The sequence below is a fragment of the Hyunsoonleella flava genome, assembly GCF_004310325.1.
Taxonomy (GTDB): domain Bacteria; phylum Bacteroidota; class Bacteroidia; order Flavobacteriales; family Flavobacteriaceae; genus Jejuia; species Jejuia flava.
On sequence record NZ_SIRT01000007.1, the window covers coordinates 1 to 19651 of the forward strand.

Genomic DNA, 19651 nt, shown 5'->3' on the forward strand with positions numbered 1-19651 from the left:
ATTGCTCGCATCTTTGCGGTTATACAAAGACAAACACCTTATGTGGATACATTAAGGTTCGTAGCTTAAATTTTAACAAATTTTTTTTGGTCGAATCATAGAATACGCGGGTCTACCTGCCAAAATCCGTTTTACTTAAAAATATCGCTGTTTGTTTGGTAGCGTTATTTTTCAAATATTACTAATATAAAAAGCCCTTTGCGTCACAACACAAAGGGCTTTTTAAATATTGAACTAACGATTTGTTAGTTATTACTAATCGTATTTTCCTTTTTTTCAGAAGATGCAAAAACCATAGCTAAATCATCTAAAGAAACCGTACTAGCAGCAAGGGCTAACTTAACAGGTTCATGTATTTCTTTGGTTACCTCAGTTTTAATTTCCTTAGTGTCATAACCAGTAAAACTGCAAACAAGCGTGTAAGTGCCTTCTTTTACGTTTTCAAATTTAAAAGCACCGGTTTCGTCGGTCATTACTTTTTCACCAGTTTCTTTAATAATCACTTTTGCAAAAAGTAAAGGAGTATTACCTTCTTCAGCATCAGTTATTTTTCCATTGATAGTTCCGTTTTGAGCCGATGTAAACATAGCGGTAAACAAGAATACGGTAAATAGAAAATATTTCATAAATAAGATAACTTTTATTCACTACAAATAAACTAGTTTTATGTAATTCAGATGTTATCAAAATATTAACCTAAAATGATGATTATGTTATCCTAATGTTAAGAGATTTTGCAATAGATTTTTTATTGAATTTAGTATCTTGCCTCAGCTTAATCCAAAACTATGAACTGGGAACAACTCCTCTCCTTAAAACGCTTTGGCGACACCAATAAAAGACTTAGAAAAGAACAGGACGAAACCCGTTTGGGCTTCGAAGTAGATTACGACCGTATCATCTTTTCGCAAGAATTTAGGAGCCTGCAAGATAAAACACAGGTAATTCCATTGTCGCAAACCGATTTTGTACATACCCGACTAACGCATAGTTTAGAGGTTAGCGTCGTTGGGCGTTCTTTAGGGCGTAAAGTAGGGCAAAAAATATTAGAAAAACATCCGCATTTGCAAAATGTTCATGGGTATCAAGCTAACGATTTTGGAGCGATAGTAGCCACGGCGGCCTTAGCGCATGATATTGGAAATCCGCCGTTTGGACACTCTGGCGAAAAATCTATAGGAGAGTTTTTTAAAACAGGTGCGGGCAAACAATATAAAGACCAATTAACCGACAAAGAATACCAAGACCTTTGCGATTTTGAAGGAAACGCCAACGGGTTTAAAATCCTAACCCAAAGTAGGGCAGGACGTGATGGCGGACTCCGCTTAAGCTATGCCACATTGGGTGCATTTACCAAGTACCCGAAAGAATCACTGCCAAAAAGGCCAACAAAGCATATCGCCGATAAAAAATACGGGGTGTTCCAATCCGAAAAAGAAGCTTTTGCCGATGTAGCCAAAGAACTAGGACTTGTAAAACGCAGTGATAAACATCTTAGTTTCTCACGTCATCCACTGGCATATCTTGTAGAAGCTGCAGATGATATTTGTTACACCATTATCGATTTTGAAGATGGTATCAACCTTGGACTCATTCCCGAGGAATACGCGCTAGAGTACCTTTCAAAAGTTATTCGTGATAACATAAAACCAGAGAATTACTATGCGCTCTCCAATAAGGAAGACCGTGTGGGTTATCTCCGCGCACTAGCAATTGGTGCACTCATTAATGATGCGGTGGATATTTTTATGAAAAATGAAGACGCTATTTTAGACGGTACTTTCGATTGCGCATTGCTAGACAAAAGCAAATTTGAAGCTCAAATAAAAGATATCATCAAAATCAGTATCGAAAATATTTACCATTCCGAAGAAGTAATCGATAAGGAAATCGCCGGCTACCAAATCATCAACAAGCTCCTCACAGTCTACACCAACGCCGTAAACAACAGTCTCAATGGCACCGCTTCAAATTACGACGAGCTCATTCTCAAGCGCCTCCCCAAAACCATAAATTTTAGCGACAGCAGCCTTTACCAACGTTTACTTGCTGTATGCCATTATGTATCCTTACTCTCCGATAGCAAAGCCATTCAAAATTTCAAGAAGATTGAGGGTGTAACGTTTTAGGTAGTAATAATTATATGGGCGTTACCCACAAGGGGTCGGGCTTTCGGCAGTCGCTCTCTCCTTCGTCGAGGAGCTTCAACAAATGCCTCAATCCCTAACGCAAATCCCGATAAATTAATTAAATTTGCCATCATTTTAAGGCTATTATGATAGATAAAATACAAGAACTTATAGCAGAAGCCGAGGCGTTTAAAGCACAAACAAAAGAAGAGGTTGAAGCATTCCGTATAAAATATTTAGGCAAAAAAGGATTGTTAAACCAATACTTTGCGGAGTTTAAAAATGTGGCAAACGACCAGAAAAAGGAGTTTGGGCAAACCATCAATAAACTCAAAAAAACAGCTGAAGAAAAAGTAAATACCTTAAAGGCCGAACTTGAAGATAAAGAAGAAGTAAAAGGTGTTTACGGCGATTTATCGCGCCCAGGGCAACCTATTGAAATTGGTGCACGCCATCCAATTTCTATCGTTAAAAATCAAATTATCGATATTTTTTCGCGTATAGGTTTTAATGTGAGTGAGGGTCCAGAAATTGAGGACGACTGGCACAATTTTACGGCTTTAAACTTACCAGAACATCATCCAGCGCGCGATATGCAGGATACGTTTTTTATTCAAACCAATCCAGATATTTTATTGCGTACACATACCAGTTCGGTGCAGGTGCGCTATATGGAAAATAACAAACCACCAATTAGAACCATTTCTCCAGGTCGTGTGTATAGAAACGAAGCTATTTCGGCACGTTCGCACTGTTTTTTCCATCAGGTGGAAGGCTTGTATATTGATAAAGATGTGAGTTTTGCAGATTTAAAGCAAACCTTGCAGCACTTTACTACTGAAATGTTTGGCAAAAGTAAAATACGCTTACGCCCAAGTTACTTTCCATTTACTGAGCCTAGTGCTGAGGTAGATGTGTATTGGGGCTTAGAAACCGAAACCGATTATAAAATGACCAAAGGTACAGGTTGGTTAGAAATTATGGGTTGTGGTATGGTAGACCCTAATGTTTTGGAGAATTGTGGTATCGACTCAAAAGAATACTCTGGTTTTGCTTTTGGTATGGGGATAGACCGTATTGCACTGTTATTACATCAAATTAGTGATATTCGCTTGTTAAGTGAAAATGATGTAAGATTTTTGGAGCAGTTTAAGAGTGCGCTATAGGTGGATGATTTTCATGTCTATTTTGGGTATTTTGATATTGCAATTTTTTTAATGTTAATTACAGTTAATTGTTTAATTAAAAAATTTCCAAATTCTAAGAGTTGTATTTTTCCAATTTTATTCTTCTTGCTTTTTGGTTTTCTTTTGCCTTGTATATCAATGTTTATGGAAATAAAATTACATGCAAGTCCGGGAGATGATGCATTTAATTTATTGTACACTTATTTAAGGTTTCCTTTGTATTGGATTTTCGGTCTTATTCAGTTTGTTATCATTTATTTTAGAACTAAAGACTAGTATTACCAAGCTAGAGTGCCCTAATCTCTTATCGAGATAGTATGTAGAGCCCAATGAAAGTAGCATTGATAATTATATACCATAAGCTTTTTTAGCACTCTCAATTTGCTCTTCTTCAGTAGTCTCTGGATACAAAATATATTTAGGCGCAATAATTGGTTTTGAGCTTGTCACTTCAATTTTTGTAATACTTGAAAAAGGAAATTTGCCCTCAGTAATCTCAAGAAGTTCTTTTTCCATAGCAAAATAAGCCTCATTTTCTTTTGTGATGAGTGATGCTTTTCCTTTTAATTGATAGCCTTTTTGCACCAAAACATCAATAAAACTCAAGCAAACATTTTGGTTTTCTTTAATGTTTTTAATTGTTTGTGGTGAAGCTATATTTGCTATGATGATATAATCTCCATAATAAGTAAAAACTTCTTTAGGGGACACATTCGGTATGTTTTCTTTACTGGCGGTGGCTAGCCAACACAATACACTTTGGTGGATATATTTTTTAATGTCACTATTCATAAACTAAATCTGTGAATAGCTTCTCATTAAAATCTTGCTTTACCACAACGTTTTTAGGCCCAAAATCACTACGATTAAATGATAATAAAATATCTCCAGCTTTTTGGTAATTATCCCATGGCATCGTAAACCTGGGCTTTTCATCATTAAAATTTGGAAAAAACGCCCATTGTTTTATGAGATTATCGGTTTGGTCAACATATACGTAATATTTGTTGTCGGGTGTAACGCCAACCGCGTTAAAGGTGAGTTGCAATACATCGGCTAAATTCCCGTTATCTAATTTCTCGGTTTTTAAGTGCGATAAGGTTACGCCTGGGTCCTGCAATTTCCAGGGCATGACTAACCAATATGAATCGTTTATCCACCAGTTTTTGCCTTTTGTGAGCCATTTTTTTGCAGAATTTTCTTCAAGTAGTCTATCATTATGAAAAACTTTTCCTTTGAGTGTATTGATGTTGACCAAAATGGTCAATGAATCTTTAGGGCTTTCAACCCGTACATCTCCAGTCCATTTATTCCAGTACAATTTACGCTTGCCAAAATCCCATTGTATAAATCGGGTGTTGTTGTAGTTGTCTTGTCCACCCATAGCTTCCACTATGTTATTAGCAATAGCAATTGCTTTTTCATCAGAATTTTGGGCAAGTATTACGGTATTAAAACTTAGAAAAAATATAACCAATGTGAGTTTGAAAAATGAAGATTGTACCATGTATAAAGGGTGTTATTTTTTGAAAATTACATAAACTTTACGAATTAGATTATTTTTGTGCCTTAAAATTGATAGAGGTTGAAAAAAGATATTGAAATCCCCAAAGTTGAAGGCGTTTACATTGCTGTTGTAAACGAGTATAACGATGTGTACAAATCAGAAGATTGGAATGCTTATATTATAAATGAAAAGGAAACTGATTTGGAGATGGTTATTATCGTTTCTGAAGGGTATTCTGAAACTAAGAAAACAGCTGTTTTTAGAAAGCGCATAGACAAACTTCCAGCAAAAAGTTACGCAAAAATAGAATTGATGCAGGAGGATCTGTTTAAATTGAACAATAGCTTTAAAGTATCTTTCTTTGAAGGTGATGCTATGCTTGATAAAACGTACATCTTTAGAAAAAACACTATAAATTTAAAGGCCTTACGACCTATTCCTTTGATGGATGTGAAAGGTGTTTTGGTGAAGTAAGTGTTTATAAATTTCATTTTGCTTTAGAAGTATAATCGATTTTGACGTATCTGTTTAATAGTATTTTTCTACGTTCATTTTGCCTTGATGCAAAACGAACCAAAAAATCAAGTTCAAGCCGAGGAATTTTTCATTCCTAAAATAATTTGGAATGAAAACCGATTTGAAAACTCCGCGTCGAACTGCGTTCTCCTGTTTTCGGAGCTTTTCTTCATCTATTCTGCGCCTTGACGATCAATTCTTTGAATTGATTAAGGTGTTGACTATCAACATATTTCTTTTTTATTTTAATACCCATTCCCTTTATTATAAATTTTGCATAAAAGCGGTGTTTCTCTCATTGTATGGTCTAGGGGTGAGTTTTACGTTATGGATGGTAGTGAGATGCCCACAGTGAGGTACGAACGAATACTTGGAATAACGAATAGTCTGATCCCATCTAAGGAATGCGACTTCCTTGCTTTACCCAAATAGGCAGTTCCCATATAACTTTTTTTAGAGATAGTGCTTTTTATGGTTGAGTATTCTCCTCCTTTGGAGGAGTTAGAGGAGGCTTTTTTTAATCTAACTTCTCGGTTAATTTTTTGAATACCTTTTTCGGGTTTTTATTTTGGTAAAGTATTTCGTAAACAGCATCGATTATTGGTGTGTCAGCTTTTTTTTCATTCTTCTCATTCATTTCATAGGCACTTTTTGTGGCATAAAACCCTTCTGCCACCATACTCATTTCCATTTGTGCAGATTTTACGGTGTAGCCTTTGCCTATCATATTTCCAAACATGCGGTTTCTGGAAAAAGTTGAGTAGCCCGTAACCAATAAATCGCCTAAGTAAGCGGAGTTATTGATGTTGCGTTTCATTTTATGAACTTTTTTAATGTAGCGTTTCATTTCCCGTATGGCATTGCTCATTAAAATACTCTGAAAATTATCGCCATAACCTAATCCATGTGCAATTCCGGCGGCAATAGCATAAATATTCTTAAGCATTACGCCATACTCCACACCAATAACATCGTCGCTTATTTTGGTGTTTATGTAGTCGCTAGATAAACTATCGGCAATCTGTTGTGCTTTTTTTGAGTCCCAACAGGAAATAGTAAGATAAGATAGACGCTCTAACGCCACTTCCTCGGCATGACATGGGCCAGCGATAACAGCAATACTTTCAAATGGTACGTTATAATGTTCGTTAAAGTGTTCTCCAACTAATAAACCTGTTTCGGGAACAATACCTTTAACTGCTGAAACTACGGTTTTGCTGGAAATATCAACAGTTAGTTTCTCTAGTTCGGTATGGATAAATGCGGATGGGATTACAAAAATAAGTACATCTGCCCAATCAGCCATTTCGTTAATATCATTACTTAATTTTAGCTGTTCTAAATGAAACTCTACCGAACTTAAATAATTAGGATTATGCTGTTCTCTTAACAGATGCTCTTTAGTATACACGCTGCGCATATACCAACCAATTTCATTTAAGTTTTCGCTAAGCATTTTAACGATTGCCGTAGCCCAACTCCCTGCACCAAAAACTGCATACTTTAAAGGTTTACTCATAAAAACTAAAAAAATTGTTCGTCTTTCAAAAGTACATAAAATAAAGAAAAACGAAGCATTGCATTATGGGGTCGTATATTTTGGCACGCTGTTTGAATCTACATAAACAGAAACCCTAAAACGAATGATTATGAAGACTGCAAAATTACTTTTAAGCGTTGTGTTGATGTCAACACTTTTTACATCTTGTTATACAGAGGTTATCGTTGATGACTTTGTAGATGAGCCAATAATAACAGCAAATCAAGTGCTTACTTCGCACGAACTTTGGTATGTAGATATTAATCAAACTATTGGATTTGGCGAAGTGCCTTTTTTACAAAAAGCATTTACTGTGTCGTTTATTAATGGTGTAGTTTATGCCAATAATAATTTGGTAGGTATTGGCAACAGTGGCGATGGGTTTGGTATAGATGTAGCATCGTATGATGCCTACAATATGATTTTGGATGTAAACCACGACATTGATGGTTTTGTAACGTTTGATGTGTTTGTTGTTGATGGCAATACGATAGAATTATATAATCCAAATACAGATACATCATATTTCTTGGAAGGTTATCAGCGTAGAAATTTTGACTATGATTTTGTATTCTACGATAACATCCATTATTTTTTGCAGGAGTATGAAGCTTGGGAGAAAACATATACCAGTGAAATGGGTGCGATAAATGAGTTTGATAATGAGAATTACTTGCAGTTTTTAGCTGGAGGAAATGATTCTACCTTTAGAAGTTCTCAAGATGGATTTGGAATGAACCCTAACAATTTAATATGGGATTATACTGGAGTATATGGCGTTGGAAATGTTGTTAATAATGAGCTCTTGAAAACTTTAACATTAGATTATGATTTCTTCGACAATGAATTCTTTGAATTGAGCGTTATAGATGACGGAACAATAGAGTTGTTTCATCCTTCATCTGAAACTGTATACGAATTTCAAGGAAGAGGATACATACAGTATTTAAAGTCTGATAACACAAAAGATAAGTCTTCAGGCAATAAAGAGAAAAAGCGTAAGTTCAAAAGCGAACGTAAAGAGAACCCTAGAGAAAATACACGGGTATAACATAAAAATTTTGGTTGGTTATTTAGTTTAGAAACCGTTTGAAGCAACTTGCTTCAGGCGGTTTCTGTTTTTAGAATAATTTGTGACGTATTCGGTTGTTTTGTGTCTTAACTATGTGTTACCTTAACAATAAAATGTTATCTTACACAAACTTAATCATTAACTTAAAACACATTAAAAATGGGATTATTTTCATTCATTAAAAACGCAGGAGCAAAAGTATTTGGTATAGGGAAAACAGATGCTGAAGAAGCTGCAGAGGCAGCTGCAAAAGAACTTAAATTAGAGGAGTTAGCTGCACGAAAATTAGAAGAAACAATTAACGACTTACAACTACAAGTAGAAAACTTGAATGTATTTATAGATGATGAAACAGCAACAGTGAGTGGTGCTGCTTATGACCAAGCCACCAAGGAAAAAGTAATTTTAGTGGTTGGAAACTCAAACGGAATTGCTTTTGTTGATGACCAAATGACTGTAGAAAATGTTGAGCCAGAAGCACAATTCCACACCGTTGTTAGTGGAGACACATTAGGAAAGATTGCAAAAACATATTATGGCAATGCCATGAAATATCCTGTTATATTTGAAGCGAATAAGCCAATGCTTACCGACCCTGATAAAATTTATCCTGGGCAAGTATTACGTATTCCTGCCTTAGACTAAAAACATCCTACATATTTTATGTTATGAAAACCAACTTGAAAGAGTTGGTTTTTTTTATTTCTAAGTAATAAATACCGTTACCTATTTGAAGTGATTTTTAGAGTGCAGATTTAAACGTGCTAAACATGTCTTTAATAATGTCTTTTGTGTTGCCTTCTTGAAGGCTTTCAAAAGACACGTAGCCTTGAAAGTTAGAGTCCTGTATAATTTTAGCTATGCGTTTTAAATCTGCTGGTACTTTGGTGCTATCTTTAGTTTTTACATGCTCTTTTACAAACCAATAATTGGCATAAGGCGCAAGCTTTTGCATTTCTTCATATGGGTTGTCCGATGGTAAGCTACCGCAGTCTAAAACCAAACCGAACCACTCAGAGTTTACACGGTGTATAATATCTATTATTTCATCGCTTGTAAATAAAAATTCATCATGATTTTGTAGGCCCACAATCACACCATGTTCTTCTCCGTATGCAGCACATTCTTTGTAGTCGCTAACAAGCCATTCCTTTATTTCATCTTTCGTAAAATCATCACTTTTATTTCTTCCAGTAAAAATGCGCATAATCGTTGCACCTAATTTTGACGATACTTCTAACCAGTTTTTTATAAGTACTTTGTCTGAATTTCTAGAACTACTATCTGGCGTAACAAAGTTATTTCTTACACCAGTCCAAGCAATATCTAAACCTAAATCAAGGGCTCTTTTTTTTAATGCAAACAGTTCTTTGTTTGGAGGTACTTGAGGATAGGATGAGAAATAATAGCCTGTTATGTCTACAGCGTCCATACCAATCTCAGCGCAAAAATCCATCATATCAAAAAATGTCATCTCGCCACTTCTAAGCTTAGCATTAAATGAATATGCGTTGATACTATATTGTAACCTGTTTTTAATGCTAGTAGGTTTGTTTTTGGAAAGAGCCAAAAGGGAATTACTGCTAAGTGCAAGTGGCGCCAGGGCCATACTTTTTAAAAAAGTTCTTCTGGTTTTCATAACTCAATATCTTTATAAACAAAGCTAATCCTTAAAAACAATTAGCTGATAATTCCAATTATTGAATTTACTTATAAAAATTCATTTCATCCAAATATTCCCAGGCAAAATGTGGTAACATAGGTTGCACATTTTTACCTTCTTTAATGGATTTTCTTATGAATGTAGAAGATAATTGCATGATAGGTGCGTTCACAAAATGTACTTTCTCATGATTATGAAATTGTGTTTCTATAGTGTCATCAGAAATTCTTGGGTACACATATATGTGATGATTTTCTAAAATAACCTCATAGTTTTTCCACTTATGAAAGCTTTTTAAATTGTCCTCACCCATAATTAAAGCAAACTTGTTATCAGGATACTTCTCCTGTAAGTGAGCTAATGTGTTTATCGTATAGTTGGGTTGAGGTAAGTTAAATTCAATATCGCTAGGTTTTAGTTTGGGGTAATCTTTTGTGGCCTGATATACCATTTCTAGTCGTTGGTAATTATCTAAAAGAGAGCTTTTCTTTTTGAAAGGGCTGTGTGGCGTTACTACAAACCAAACTTGGTCTAAATCGCTATGCTCCGCGATATGGTTTGCAATTACCAAATGTCCGATGTGAATTGGGTTGAAAGAACCAAAATATAAACCAATTTTCATCCGTTAAGCTTAAGAATTAATGAATTTGCTTACTTTTTCTTCTGCTTCTTTTAGGGCACTTTCTAAATTATCATTAACAATAATAGTGTCAAATAATGGAGCTGTGGCTAATTCAGCAGAAGCTTTTGCTACACGCATATTTATTTTGTCCTCGTTCTCGGTTTTGCGCTTTTTCAATCTGATTTTTAATTCATCTATACTTGGTGGTTTTACAAAAACTGCTAGAGTTTCCTCTGGAAATTTCCTTTTGATTCTTAGTCCACCAGAAACATCAATGTCAAAAATCACATTTTTTCCTTCTGCCCAAATGCGTTCCACCTCAGTTTTTAGAGTGCCATAAAAATTGTCACGATACACTTCTTCCCATTCTAAAAACTCATTATTCTTAATTTTGGTTTTAAATTCTTTAGCAGAGAGAAAATAGTAGTCTTTTCCATCTATTTCAGTACCACGCTTATCCCTTGACGTTGCAGATATTGAAAACTCTAAATTTAAATCTTCAATATCTAATAGATGCCGAACAATGGTGGTTTTTCCAGAACCAGAAGGTGCTGAAAATACAATGAGTTTGCCTTGTTTTTTTTCTTTAGTCATATTTTATGTTACTGCTCACTGCGACTGCGACTGTAAACTGAATTAGAGCACATTCAATAACTGTTCCTTAATTTTTTCTAGCTCGTCTTTCATTTGTACCACCAATTGCTGCATGGGTGCATAGTTGCTTTTTGAACCAATGGTGTTAATTTCCCGACCCATTTCCTGACTGATAAACCCAAGTTTTTTTCCGTTGGAATCTTTGGAGTTAATGGATTCAGTAAAATAGTTAAGGTGGTTTTTTAAGCGCACTTTTTCCTCGGTAATGTCAAACTTTTCAATATAATACACCAATTCCTGCTCAAAACGATTTTCATCATATTTTTCCCTAAGCTCTTCTACACCTTTTTTAAGGCGCTCCCTAACGCCATCAACACGCTCAGGATCCATTTCAATTACTTTTTCGAGAATAGCACCAATGCTGTCAATACGTTTGTTGAAATCGGTTTCAAGCACTTTTCCCTCATTCAATCTATGGCTGGTCAAGGCATCAATGGCATCATTTATGCCACCTTCAATGGCTTCCCATTCCGTTTCGTCTATTTCCTCCCTTACTGTATTTAGCGCATCAGGGAAACGTACCGCCATTTCCAAAAGCTGTACATCATCTGCATCAGCAATACTTTTCAGTTGAGACATGTACTGCTTCACAACCGGAGCGTTTAATTGAGTAGAGGTGTCTTCGGCAGTAGCTTCAACATAGATGGAAAAATCTATTTTACCACGTACCAATTTATTGGCCAATAGTTTTCTAATAGACAGTTCTTTTTCTCTGTAGATTGAAGGCATTCTGGCATTCAAGTCTAGATTTTTGCTATTCAGGGATTTTAGTTCAATCGTAATTTTTTTGGTCGGCAATTGCAAAACAGATTTTCCGTAACCTGTCATTGAATAAATCATAAAGGTGCGTTTTTGGTAATGCAAAGGTAATTAAACTAAGGAATGAAATAAAAAAGGCCTCAACATTAATGTTAAGGCCTTTGTACTCAAGGTGGAAGTACTTTTATCCAAAAACATAAATAAGCTCAATCATTATAAAACTTATAATAACATCAATAAAAATAATACTTTCACGCATATAATGGAATTTCCTTTTTTGATTTAGTTTGCATAAATTTGTATAATGTTTTGTTCAATCGTACAACAATCGTACAACTTTTTTTATTAATGTATGGCAGCTGTAAACTACCTGTATCGCTCAAAAAAGGAGAAGGCTTTCTTAAATTTAAGGCTGCTTTTTACACACAATAATACAAATCATGTTATCGGTGGCAAAACTAAGCTTGAGGTTTCAAAGCAATATTGGGATAAATATCACTCCCAAAAGAGCCCAAAAGACATAGACATCAAGAATCAGCAGGTTAAGGTTAATGCGGAACTTAACAAAATTGAAAACCATATTCTTAAAGCTTTTCACGATGCTGATCTAGAGACAATAGATAAGGCCTGGTTGGCGAATCAATTGGATTTATACTACAACCCGCCTAAAAAATCGAAAGCGCTCCCAAAGGAACTTCTACCCTATTTTGATTTTTACCTAAAAGAACGTAAGAACGAACTGGCTGAACAAACACTTAAAAACTATAAAGTTGTTAGAGGTTTAATTGAGAAATACCAAAGCAGTATTGGTAGGAGTATTAAACTAATTGATATAGACAGTGCATTTAAAACCAACTTTGAGGCTTTTTGCCTGAAAAAGGGTTATGCAATCAACACAATTTCCAGAGCGATACACACAATAAAAGCAGTCTGTAAACATGCAATGTATAATGGCATAGAAATAAGCCCTCAATTAGATAGGATAAAACTAAAAGAAGTTAAGGTTGACAAAATATACCTTACCCCTAAAGAGCTAAAGGCGATAGAAAAACTCGATGATAAAAAACTTAACGAGAGCTTGTTAAACGCAAGGGATTGGCTAATCATAAGCTGTTACACTGGTCAGCGTGTGTCTGATTTTATGCGTTTTACCAAAGATCAGATCAGAATCGAAAAAGGCAAACACCTTATCGAGTTTACCCAAAAGAAAACTGGCAAGAACATGACCATACCTTTGCATCCAAAGGTGTTAAAGATATTGGAGGAAAGAGATGGTGAGTTCCCTAGGCCTATTTCAAGCCAGAAATACAACAACTACATCAAAAAGGTATGTAAAAAAGCTAAGATCAAGCAGAAAGTAAAAGGCAGTAAGCTTGAAAAAGTTGATGATAGTGCTAAGTTTCCATACAGAAAGCAGGTTGGTGAATACGAAAAATGGGAACTGGTAACATCGCATATTGGCAGAAGATCGTTTGCCACTAATTTTTATGGAGAAATACCTACATCGTTCCTTATATACGTAACAGGACATAAAACAGAGCAAATGTTCCTAAATTACATAGGCAAAAGCAACAAGGATATTGCATTAGAATTAACTAAATACTTTTAAATATTGGATATGCTGAGCAGTACACGTGAAGATTACAAAGAAAAATACGAAAATAGATTATCAAATCACAAAAAAGCATATTTTGAAAATGATGTTACTTCATTTCTAGAACAAGAATTGAGCACTTATACCAAATATCTTAACTCTCTAACAAAAATCGCTGATTACTTTAAAAATAAAACAACCAAAGACCTACGAGTAAATCCGGCAATAACCGCCGTAATATCAGATTTGAAAAAGGCTAACAAGTCCGTTTTTAATGAAATTTTTACCATAGAAAAAACTAGAGTAGTTACAGATAGGGTAGAATTAGAAAAAGGATATGAAGATGAGATGATACAGGGCTTCATACCAGGAAAGATTGAAATAGATGTTACGAAACTTAAAAATTATATCACAAGTGCAAATAAGATAATAGCTTTCATTATTGAAAAACAAAAAAAGACCAAATTATTAGAAGAGAAAAAAACTTATGAAGATGAAGTCTGGTTTAAAGTTGGAGTTAAGTTAGCATCTGGCGAGATGGATAAATATTACACTATCGATTCTAAAGGTATAATGCAATTAAAGAATAGCTATACCGCACCAAGGGTTGCAGAGGAATTAGGAGATAAGAAGTGGCAAAAGGATGTATTAGCAACTTTAAAAAATTACAGTACAGAAAGCACAAATGCTCATAAAAACATTTTCAATTCACGTGATAAAATGATGAAAATAATAAATCATTGTAAAGAAAAGGGAATTCCAGTAATACCGCATTTTACGGATCGTTTACCACCCGAATAGAACCCATCCAAAAAATAGTACTGAAGTAGTACCAGTACTGCAAGTCGTACCGAAGCTTTATTTAGAATTTTGGCTTATGAATTAAAAAACATAAGTCATGAAAAATAGTATTATCCTCCAACAACTATCAGTAGAACAACTACAAGAACTGATAGGCACAACAGTTAAGAAAAGTGTAGAAGAACTTCAAAAGGAGCTACAATCCAAAAAATTTACAGAAGAACTGCTTACCAGAGAAGAAACATGTAAGTTTCTGAAAATCAATAGCTCAACACTTTGGGCGTGGCAAAATAAAGGTAAGGTGAAAGCCTATGGCATAGGTGCAAGACGCTATTATAAGCGAAGTGAGTTGTTAGAGTGTCTAACCTTATTAAAAAAGTAGGGTTATGGCTACTAACAAAAAATATCAACTATTAGCAGAGAAGCTAAGAATTAGATATAGTGACAAGTTCGATAAGCCACAAGTTGCAATAAAACAAAAAAACTTTAAATCTGGAGGTTTTACAACTATTGCAACTTTAGGCAACTTTAGTGTCGTAACAGGTAAAGCTAAAAGCAGAAAATCATTTTATGTAGGAATTGCTCTTGCAGCAGCAATTAGTGATAACATAATACTTGGCACATTCAAAAGTAACCTTCCAAAGAAAAAGAGAGAGGTAGTATATTTTGATACAGAACAGGGTAAATATCATGTTCAGAAAGCTCTACATCGTATTTGTAAGCAAGCCAAAATTGAAAATCCTGAAAATTTAGCAGTTTATTGTTTAAGAGGACTGAACTATAAAAAACGGCATAAAGTTATCGAAGAAGTAATTTATACTAATCCAAATATAGGACTTGTTGTTATAGATGGTGTTAGAGATTTAGTTACTTCCATTAATGATGAACAACAGGCTACGGAAATATCTAGTAAGCTACTTAAATGGACTGAGGAGCTAAACATACATATTATTGTTGTATTACACCAAAACAAGGGTAATGCTTTTGCCAGAGGCCATTTAGGGACAGAATTAATCAACAAAGCTGAACTTGTACTCTCAGTTACTAAACCAAATAACAATGAAGATATTTCTATTGTTAAAGCTGATTACTCCAGAGATATAGCTCCAGAGAATTTTGCATTTACAATAGTTGACGGACTACCAACTGTAATAGATAGCTATGTTGATCAGTTAGGTGTTAGTAATAGAAAACCAAAGCTAAAAGACCTTAATGATGAAGACAAAATTAAGCTGTTAAAGGAGGTTTTTAGCAAAGAAAATGGATATAAGTACGGTGAGCTAAAAAAACAAATACAAAGCTCTTACATCGCTTTATTTAAAGAAAGCATAGGGCTTAATCAAGCCGTATATTTTATTACGGAATGTAAATCCAAAAGATGGATAGATCAGGACAAACCCAAAGGCAAATACAGTTTATCATCTTCCCTGGAACCTCCGTAAACCGGGTTAGTTTATCGGTTTAGTTTAGTGCCTATATATAGGCACATAAACTAATAAACCGTTAATTACAGTTTAGTAAACTAGTTTAAACCAGTAAACTAATAAAAAGCAATTTTAAAAATTTAAAACAAAAACAAATATGAAATATACTCAGATAATAAAGGTTGAGAAAAATGTAAATAAATTAAAAACTAATAAAAAGATAAAAACCATGAAAAAATCCAATATACAATGGACCAATTATACTTGGAATCCATGGCAAGGGTGTAGAAAAGTATCCCCAGGATGTAAATACTGTTATATGTATCGTGACAAAGCAATTTATGGTCAAAATGCAAAAACAGTTGTTAGAAGTAAAACAGTGTTCGATGCACCTTTAAAATGGAAAGATGGTGAGTTGGTTTTCACGTGTTCATGGTCAGACTGGTTTATTGAAGAAGCAGATGAATGGCGAGATGAAGCCTGGGAAATCATCAAAAAAACACCACGGCATACGTATCAAATATTAACCAAAAGACCTGAGCGCATTAAAGAACACTTACCTGAATATTTTGATGATTTAGACAATGTTTGGCTAGGTGTTTCCATTGAAAGTGAAGACCAGATGGGACGGCTAGAGCATCTCAAAGACTTTTCATGTATAACATTTGCTAGTTTTGAGCCACTCATAGCACCAATTCCGTGGGATGAGAGAATGCAAGTTCTTGATTGGTGTATAATTGGTGGTGAAAGCGGTAATAATATTGGTGAACACAAATACCGTAAAATGGAACTGGAATGGATGCGAAACCTAATTAAAGGTGCTAAATCTAGTGGTGTACCTTGTTTTGTAAAGCAGTTGGGAACCCATCAGTACAAACAATTAGGTCTTAAAGATCGACATGGAGGTGATATTGATGAATTTCCTGAGGAGTTTATAATACGTGAGTATCCACAAGTTTATTATGACAAGCACTTGGCTTTAACCTAGAGTTTAAATCAAAAATTGTAAAAAGGCATCAATGCGATGCCTTTTTTTTATTTACGACTCTCCCTTATGTTCCAGAGATATAGCAAAGTTGAAGTGTCCAAATCTGTTTATTACTATTATAACTTTTAAAGTTATTTTCTAAATTCTATTTGTGTGAGGAAAAATAGAGGTATGCACCTAGCCCCTTTTTTGATGTTTTTTGCAATTAACGTTCTAGATTAAAAAATACAATATATATAGCAATAAAATTATATTTCGAGTAGAATTAAATAAATATTGCCTAAAAATATTTCCAAAAACAGTAACTTTAAAGTTGACCTATTTCACATGAAAAATGACATTTTTAACTTTAAAAATTAGATTTAAAACACTATTGTCCATAACAGCTTTAATCTTCTTCTGTAGTTTTCTGTTTTCTCAGGAGAATAGTTATCTCTATGGTGTTCCACCAGGTCCTCCATATCAGAAAGCTGAAGTAACTATTACTATTTCTAATAAAGAAGGATGTAATATGGCTAAAGAGCCTATGATTGGTTACATAATTAGTGCTGATGAAGGCTCCTTTAGTGATTACAAGGTGGTTATGCAGGATCAAAATGGTGTTAGACATAAATGTTACATTGATACAGATTTAACATCTAACTACGATCTGAGCTTGTTAAAATATACACTTATTCCAGGTAACAAGGTTGAGATGAAAGTGCAATATTGTGGCAGTGGTGGTTTTATTTATGTAATGAAGATTAAAAATTTAAAAAGAACATAGGTTAATATCTCTAAGTACTTTATTAAAAGCATGATAAACCTCATTTTATTTTTAACCTACTAATATTATTTTTGAAGCTAACATTCGATAAAAACCATATATGAAATATTACTATCTCGATGGAATAGATAAGCTGGGTCCTTATTCTCTGGATGAAATTAAATCTAGAAAATTGAGTCTCGATACAATGATTTTAAGGGAAGATAAAACCAAATGGGCACCGTTGTCAGATTACGAAGAATTGCAGGAAGTTGAAGAAGAATTAAAAAGAGAAGTTAAAACTAAAGAAGTTGTTACTCAAAAAAGTGATGATAAAAAAAAATCTAGTAGTATTTTAAAATTTTCACTTCTTGGAGTATTAATAATTATCATTTCATTTTTCCTTTACCAACATTTTTCATTAACTGAAGACAAATCTAGAGATTTAGCAAATAGATTTTTTAACGCAGTTTTGATGGAAAATCTAGATTATAATATTATTGAAGAAATATATCCAGATTTTAGATCTATTGGTAGTCGTATTGATTTTCAAAATACATGTGTAATTAATAATATTTCTTCTAATTCTGATGGTGATTTTGAAGTATATGCAACTTACAATCATAATGAGAATAATAGCTATCCTATTTACTTGCTAATTGGGAACGAAAAAGGAAATGCATATATTAAATCTTCTAGGGGTATCAACTATGCCTTTTACGATAAAGTTTATGATTTTGGTAAAAAGAAGGGCTGTTTTTCTGATAACGAAGATGATGTTGAAATAGGTAAAATAATACACGAAAATAGTTTGAGATCTGATTTTGAGTACCTGATTAATATAGGACTTTCAGGTTTATATGATAACCTAGAAATTTCAAGTAAATTAAGTAGAGATCGTTATGGATGGACCGATGGAGATGTTACTATTAAAAATAATAATGAAATTGATTTTACTGTTTTGGAATTTGATTGTAGAGTTGAATTTTATGACAGTAATGAAAAATTAGTCCATACTAAAGAATTACATATTTTTAATTTAGATGCAAATAGTTCAACTTCTACATCGGTGATGTCTACCCAAAGATTGCCTTCAAATTACAGAGTAATACCCACTATCAAAAAAAGTTATAGAATAGAAAACTTGATTAAAGATAAAGTAATTAAAGAAGCAAAATTTGGCTGTTTTTAATTAAATAAATTAAAGAAATATGAATTATTTTATAAAAATAATAACCTTGTTTATTGTTTGTAGTTTTATTTTTTCATGCAATACTAAAGAGAATGAAGATGGATTATTGTTAGATATTGATTTTGGAATTACGGATGATGAATACAAAACAAAAATAGCAGAATTAGTTGATAGGGGTGTTTTAAAGGTTCAAACCATCAATAAAGAAATTAGTGATACTATACAAACTCGATCTTTTTATAAAAGGGATTTAAAGATTGGAAGTTTTTCTGCTTTAGTTAATGTAAATTTTAATAGTGGAGATATTAAAACAGGTCCTTTAAGAAACTACACATATCATCTTTTAACTTCGATTATAAAAAAATCTGATTCCATAAATTCAAATAAAGATAGTGTAAGCGATAAATTGAATGATTCAAATAGTAAAGGTTACCCTGTAATTGCAAAAAAAAGTGATATTGATAAAATTAGAGCATATCTTGATAAAACTTATGGAAATGGAGTTAATGTAGAGATTAAAGAAGGGCTTTTTTTGAGTGAAAAGATTATGTACTCTTCTAACAATGAAGATATCATTTTAGAGCTTGGTAGATTAACAATAAAAGGGCAAGATAGTTTAGGCTTCCCAGCTAATATTTCATCATATAATAATGCTACATTAGAAATTAGGAGTAAAAAGTATGCAGAACTACTAAGCAATGAATATTCCAGACTTAAAAATGGTTTAAAACCTCAAGATGTTATTGAGGTTAAATTTGGACAACCTGTTTTAGAATATGATGAAGGACTTGAAAAAGGATTTGTAATTAATGCTGAAAAAATATTGTTTAAGGCAAATTTTTTAAATGATAAAATCTTAGAATTTAAAGGTGAGTTAAGAATTAGCGATACATTTAATGAGACTTTACTAATCCAAAATAATTTTCTCTACACTTTTAACGAACCATTGGAAAAAGTTAACATATATGAATTGTTTGGTATTGAAGATCCAAATCTAATATCATTTATATTTTATCCTAAATCGCACAATTATGATAAAATTAAAAATATAATACTAAGTGGGAGAAGACTTAAAATTGAATTATTTCCAACAGCAGTAGTTTTGGAAAGTGGTGAAGTTATCCAATAAATTAGTTTCAACTATATTAATTATTTAGTCCATTTATTTTTATTATTTTTTCTGAAAATTTTTCTATTTTTTTTACACTTTATATGTTAAACATCCCCCGGTACTTCTAGCCCAACCCCTCCGGTAGTT

At 33.5% G+C, this 19651-nt stretch carries 22 protein-coding genes; 14 read left to right on the forward strand and 8 right to left on the reverse strand.

All coding sequences use genetic code 11. The features are described from left to right. Positions 1-245 precede the first annotated feature (245 nt). Positions 246-626 carry a carboxypeptidase-like regulatory domain-containing protein gene (locus tag EYD45_RS09310; protein ID WP_130964275.1) on the reverse strand — a complete coding sequence of 127 codons (381 nt, stop codon included), beginning with the start codon at positions 624-626 and terminating at the stop codon, positions 246-248. 162 nt (positions 627-788) lie between these two features. Between EYD45_RS09310 and EYD45_RS09315 the strand changes: the two genes are divergently transcribed. The 3 genes from EYD45_RS09315 to EYD45_RS17020 all read left to right on the forward strand — a co-directional run bounded on the left by EYD45_RS09315 (position 789) and on the right by EYD45_RS17020 (position 3592). Then, entirely contained in the window at positions 789-2129 is a 1341-nt protein-coding gene (locus EYD45_RS09315; protein WP_130964276.1) for a deoxyguanosinetriphosphate triphosphohydrolase, read from the forward strand. A gap of 146 nt (positions 2130-2275) precedes the next feature. Continuing rightward, entirely contained in the window at positions 2276-3295 is a 1020-nt protein-coding gene (gene pheS / locus EYD45_RS09320; protein WP_130964277.1) for a phenylalanine--tRNA ligase subunit alpha, read from the forward strand. 165 nt (positions 3296-3460) lie between these two features. Beyond that, on the forward strand, positions 3461-3592 hold the full coding sequence (locus tag EYD45_RS17020; RefSeq protein WP_262708606.1) for a hypothetical protein: 132 nt from the start codon (positions 3461-3463) through the stop codon (positions 3590-3592). A gap of 72 nt (positions 3593-3664) precedes the next feature. Here EYD45_RS17020 and EYD45_RS09325 read toward each other — a convergent pair whose 3' ends face one another. Both EYD45_RS09325 and EYD45_RS09330 read right to left on the reverse strand, forming a co-directional pair. Continuing rightward, positions 3665-4108 (reverse strand): pyridoxamine 5'-phosphate oxidase family protein, encoded by a 444-nt coding sequence (locus EYD45_RS09325; protein ID WP_130964278.1) that lies wholly within the window; start codon positions 4106-4108, stop codon positions 3665-3667. Further along, a complete protein-coding gene (locus EYD45_RS09330; RefSeq protein WP_130964279.1) occupies positions 4101-4823 on the reverse strand; it encodes a hypothetical protein in 723 nt (240 codons plus the stop codon). Before EYD45_RS09330 ends, EYD45_RS09325 begins: the two co-directional genes overlap by 8 nt. A 78-nt stretch (positions 4824-4901) precedes the next feature. Here EYD45_RS09330 and EYD45_RS09335 point away from each other — a divergent pair, with 78 nt between their 5' ends. After that, positions 4902-5297, forward strand: coding sequence for a hypothetical protein (locus EYD45_RS09335; protein ID WP_130964280.1), 396 nt, complete (start codon positions 4902-4904; stop codon positions 5295-5297). A 559-nt stretch (positions 5298-5856) separates the two neighbouring features. On the opposite strand, the gene EYD45_RS09340 is transcribed toward EYD45_RS09335, so the two are convergent. Continuing rightward, complete coding sequence (locus tag EYD45_RS09340; protein ID WP_130964281.1) at positions 5857-6858, reverse strand: NAD(P)H-dependent glycerol-3-phosphate dehydrogenase; 1002 nt, start codon at positions 6856-6858, stop codon at positions 5857-5859. Positions 6859-6988: 130 nt separating this feature from the next. On the opposite strand from EYD45_RS09340, the gene EYD45_RS09345 reads away from it, so the two are divergent. Both EYD45_RS09345 and lysM read left to right on the forward strand, forming a co-directional pair. Continuing rightward, positions 6989-7930, forward strand: a complete 942-nt coding sequence (locus EYD45_RS09345; RefSeq protein WP_130964282.1) for a nicotinic acid mononucleotide adenyltransferase — start codon at positions 6989-6991, stop codon at positions 7928-7930. A gap of 180 nt (positions 7931-8110) precedes the next feature. Next, the gene (lysM, locus tag EYD45_RS09350; RefSeq protein WP_130964283.1) at positions 8111-8596 is read left to right on the forward strand and encodes a peptidoglycan-binding protein LysM; all 486 of its coding nucleotides are present in this window, start codon (positions 8111-8113) and stop codon (positions 8594-8596) included. A gap of 97 nt (positions 8597-8693) precedes the next feature. Here the strand turns inward: lysM and EYD45_RS09355 are convergent, their stop codons facing one another. The 4 genes from EYD45_RS09355 to EYD45_RS09370 all read right to left on the reverse strand — a co-directional run bounded on the left by EYD45_RS09355 (position 8694) and on the right by EYD45_RS09370 (position 11730). Next, positions 8694-9590: a sugar phosphate isomerase/epimerase family protein gene (locus tag EYD45_RS09355; protein ID WP_130964284.1), complete on the reverse strand. Its 897-nt coding sequence runs from the start codon at positions 9588-9590 to the stop codon at positions 8694-8696. Positions 9591-9657: 67 nt separating this feature from the next. Further along, entirely contained in the window at positions 9658-10236 is a 579-nt protein-coding gene (nadD, locus tag EYD45_RS09360; RefSeq protein WP_130964285.1) for a nicotinate (nicotinamide) nucleotide adenylyltransferase, read from the reverse strand. Positions 10237-10245: 9 nt separating this feature from the next. Continuing rightward, a complete protein-coding gene (gmk, locus tag EYD45_RS09365) occupies positions 10246-10830 on the reverse strand; it encodes a guanylate kinase (protein ID WP_130964286.1) in 585 nt (194 codons plus the stop codon). 42 nt (positions 10831-10872) lie between these two features. Further along, on the reverse strand, positions 10873-11730 hold the full coding sequence (locus EYD45_RS09370; protein WP_130964287.1) for a YicC/YloC family endoribonuclease: 858 nt from the start codon (positions 11728-11730) through the stop codon (positions 10873-10875). A 271-nt stretch (positions 11731-12001) separates the two neighbouring features. On the opposite strand from EYD45_RS09370, the gene EYD45_RS09375 reads away from it, so the two are divergent. From EYD45_RS09375 to EYD45_RS09410, 8 genes are all read left to right on the forward strand, one after another. After that, positions 12002-13258, forward strand: a complete 1257-nt coding sequence (locus EYD45_RS09375; RefSeq protein WP_130964288.1) for a tyrosine-type recombinase/integrase — start codon at positions 12002-12004, stop codon at positions 13256-13258. Between the two features lie 9 nt (positions 13259-13267). Further along, complete coding sequence (locus EYD45_RS09380) at positions 13268-14044, forward strand: hypothetical protein (protein WP_130964289.1); 777 nt, start codon at positions 13268-13270, stop codon at positions 14042-14044. Positions 14045-14141: 97 nt separating this feature from the next. Beyond that, a complete protein-coding gene (locus tag EYD45_RS09385; protein ID WP_130964290.1) occupies positions 14142-14426 on the forward strand; it encodes a helix-turn-helix domain-containing protein in 285 nt (94 codons plus the stop codon). Between the two features lie 4 nt (positions 14427-14430). Beyond that, on the forward strand, positions 14431-15486 hold the full coding sequence (locus tag EYD45_RS09390) for an AAA family ATPase (protein ID WP_130964291.1): 1056 nt from the start codon (positions 14431-14433) through the stop codon (positions 15484-15486). Between the two features lie 139 nt (positions 15487-15625). Further along, complete coding sequence (locus EYD45_RS09395) at positions 15626-16456, forward strand: DUF5131 family protein (protein WP_130964292.1); 831 nt, start codon at positions 15626-15628, stop codon at positions 16454-16456. Positions 16457-16829: 373 nt separating this feature from the next. Beyond that, a complete protein-coding gene (locus tag EYD45_RS09400) occupies positions 16830-17222 on the forward strand; it encodes a hypothetical protein (protein ID WP_130964293.1) in 393 nt (130 codons plus the stop codon). A 100-nt stretch (positions 17223-17322) separates the two neighbouring features. Then, complete coding sequence (locus EYD45_RS09405; RefSeq protein WP_130964294.1) at positions 17323-18393, forward strand: GYF domain-containing protein; 1071 nt, start codon at positions 17323-17325, stop codon at positions 18391-18393. Positions 18394-18412: 19 nt separating this feature from the next. After that, positions 18413-19522, forward strand: coding sequence for a hypothetical protein (locus EYD45_RS09410; RefSeq protein ID WP_130964295.1), 1110 nt, complete (start codon positions 18413-18415; stop codon positions 19520-19522). The last annotated feature ends 129 nt before the right edge of the window (positions 19523-19651 follow it).

What these genes read in the sequence shown, in the direction of transcription:
- EYD45_RS09385 (WP_130964290.1), top strand. Translation starts at nt 14,142, where the DNA reads ATGAAAAATAGTATTATCCTCCAACAACTATCAGTAGAACAACTACAA.
- EYD45_RS09395 (WP_130964292.1), top strand. Translation starts at nt 15,626, where the DNA reads ATGAAATATACTCAGATAATAAAGGTTGAGAAAAATGTAAATAAATTA.
- EYD45_RS09380 (WP_130964289.1), top strand. Translation starts at nt 13,268, where the DNA reads ATGCTGAGCAGTACACGTGAAGATTACAAAGAAAAATACGAAAATAGA.
- EYD45_RS09310 (WP_130964275.1), bottom strand. Translation starts at nt 626, where the DNA reads ATGAAATATTTTCTATTTACCGTATTCTTGTTTACCGCTATGTTTACA.
- gmk (WP_130964286.1), bottom strand. Translation starts at nt 10,830, where the DNA reads ATGACTAAAGAAAAAAAACAAGGCAAACTCATTGTATTTTCAGCACCT.
- nadD (WP_130964285.1), bottom strand. Translation starts at nt 10,236, where the DNA reads ATGAAAATTGGTTTATATTTTGGTTCTTTCAACCCAATTCACATCGGA.
- EYD45_RS09390 (WP_130964291.1), top strand. Translation starts at nt 14,431, where the DNA reads ATGGCTACTAACAAAAAATATCAACTATTAGCAGAGAAGCTAAGAATT.
- EYD45_RS09405 (WP_130964294.1), top strand. Translation starts at nt 17,323, where the DNA reads ATGAAATATTACTATCTCGATGGAATAGATAAGCTGGGTCCTTATTCT.
- lysM (WP_130964283.1), top strand. Translation starts at nt 8,111, where the DNA reads ATGGGATTATTTTCATTCATTAAAAACGCAGGAGCAAAAGTATTTGGT.
- EYD45_RS09375 (WP_130964288.1), top strand. Translation starts at nt 12,002, where the DNA reads ATGGCAGCTGTAAACTACCTGTATCGCTCAAAAAAGGAGAAGGCTTTC.
- EYD45_RS17020 (WP_262708606.1), top strand. Translation starts at nt 3,461, where the DNA reads ATGGAAATAAAATTACATGCAAGTCCGGGAGATGATGCATTTAATTTA.
- EYD45_RS09370 (WP_130964287.1), bottom strand. Translation starts at nt 11,730, where the DNA reads ATGATTTATTCAATGACAGGTTACGGAAAATCTGTTTTGCAATTGCCG.
- EYD45_RS09410 (WP_130964295.1), top strand. Translation starts at nt 18,413, where the DNA reads ATGAATTATTTTATAAAAATAATAACCTTGTTTATTGTTTGTAGTTTT.
- EYD45_RS09355 (WP_130964284.1), bottom strand. Translation starts at nt 9,590, where the DNA reads ATGAAAACCAGAAGAACTTTTTTAAAAAGTATGGCCCTGGCGCCACTT.
- pheS (WP_130964277.1), top strand. Translation starts at nt 2,276, where the DNA reads ATGATAGATAAAATACAAGAACTTATAGCAGAAGCCGAGGCGTTTAAA.
- EYD45_RS09325 (WP_130964278.1), bottom strand. Translation starts at nt 4,108, where the DNA reads ATGAATAGTGACATTAAAAAATATATCCACCAAAGTGTATTGTGTTGG.
- EYD45_RS09315 (WP_130964276.1), top strand. Translation starts at nt 789, where the DNA reads ATGAACTGGGAACAACTCCTCTCCTTAAAACGCTTTGGCGACACCAAT.
- EYD45_RS09340 (WP_130964281.1), bottom strand. Translation starts at nt 6,858, where the DNA reads ATGAGTAAACCTTTAAAGTATGCAGTTTTTGGTGCAGGGAGTTGGGCT.
- EYD45_RS09345 (WP_130964282.1), top strand. Translation starts at nt 6,989, where the DNA reads ATGAAGACTGCAAAATTACTTTTAAGCGTTGTGTTGATGTCAACACTT.
- EYD45_RS09330 (WP_130964279.1), bottom strand. Translation starts at nt 4,823, where the DNA reads ATGGTACAATCTTCATTTTTCAAACTCACATTGGTTATATTTTTTCTA.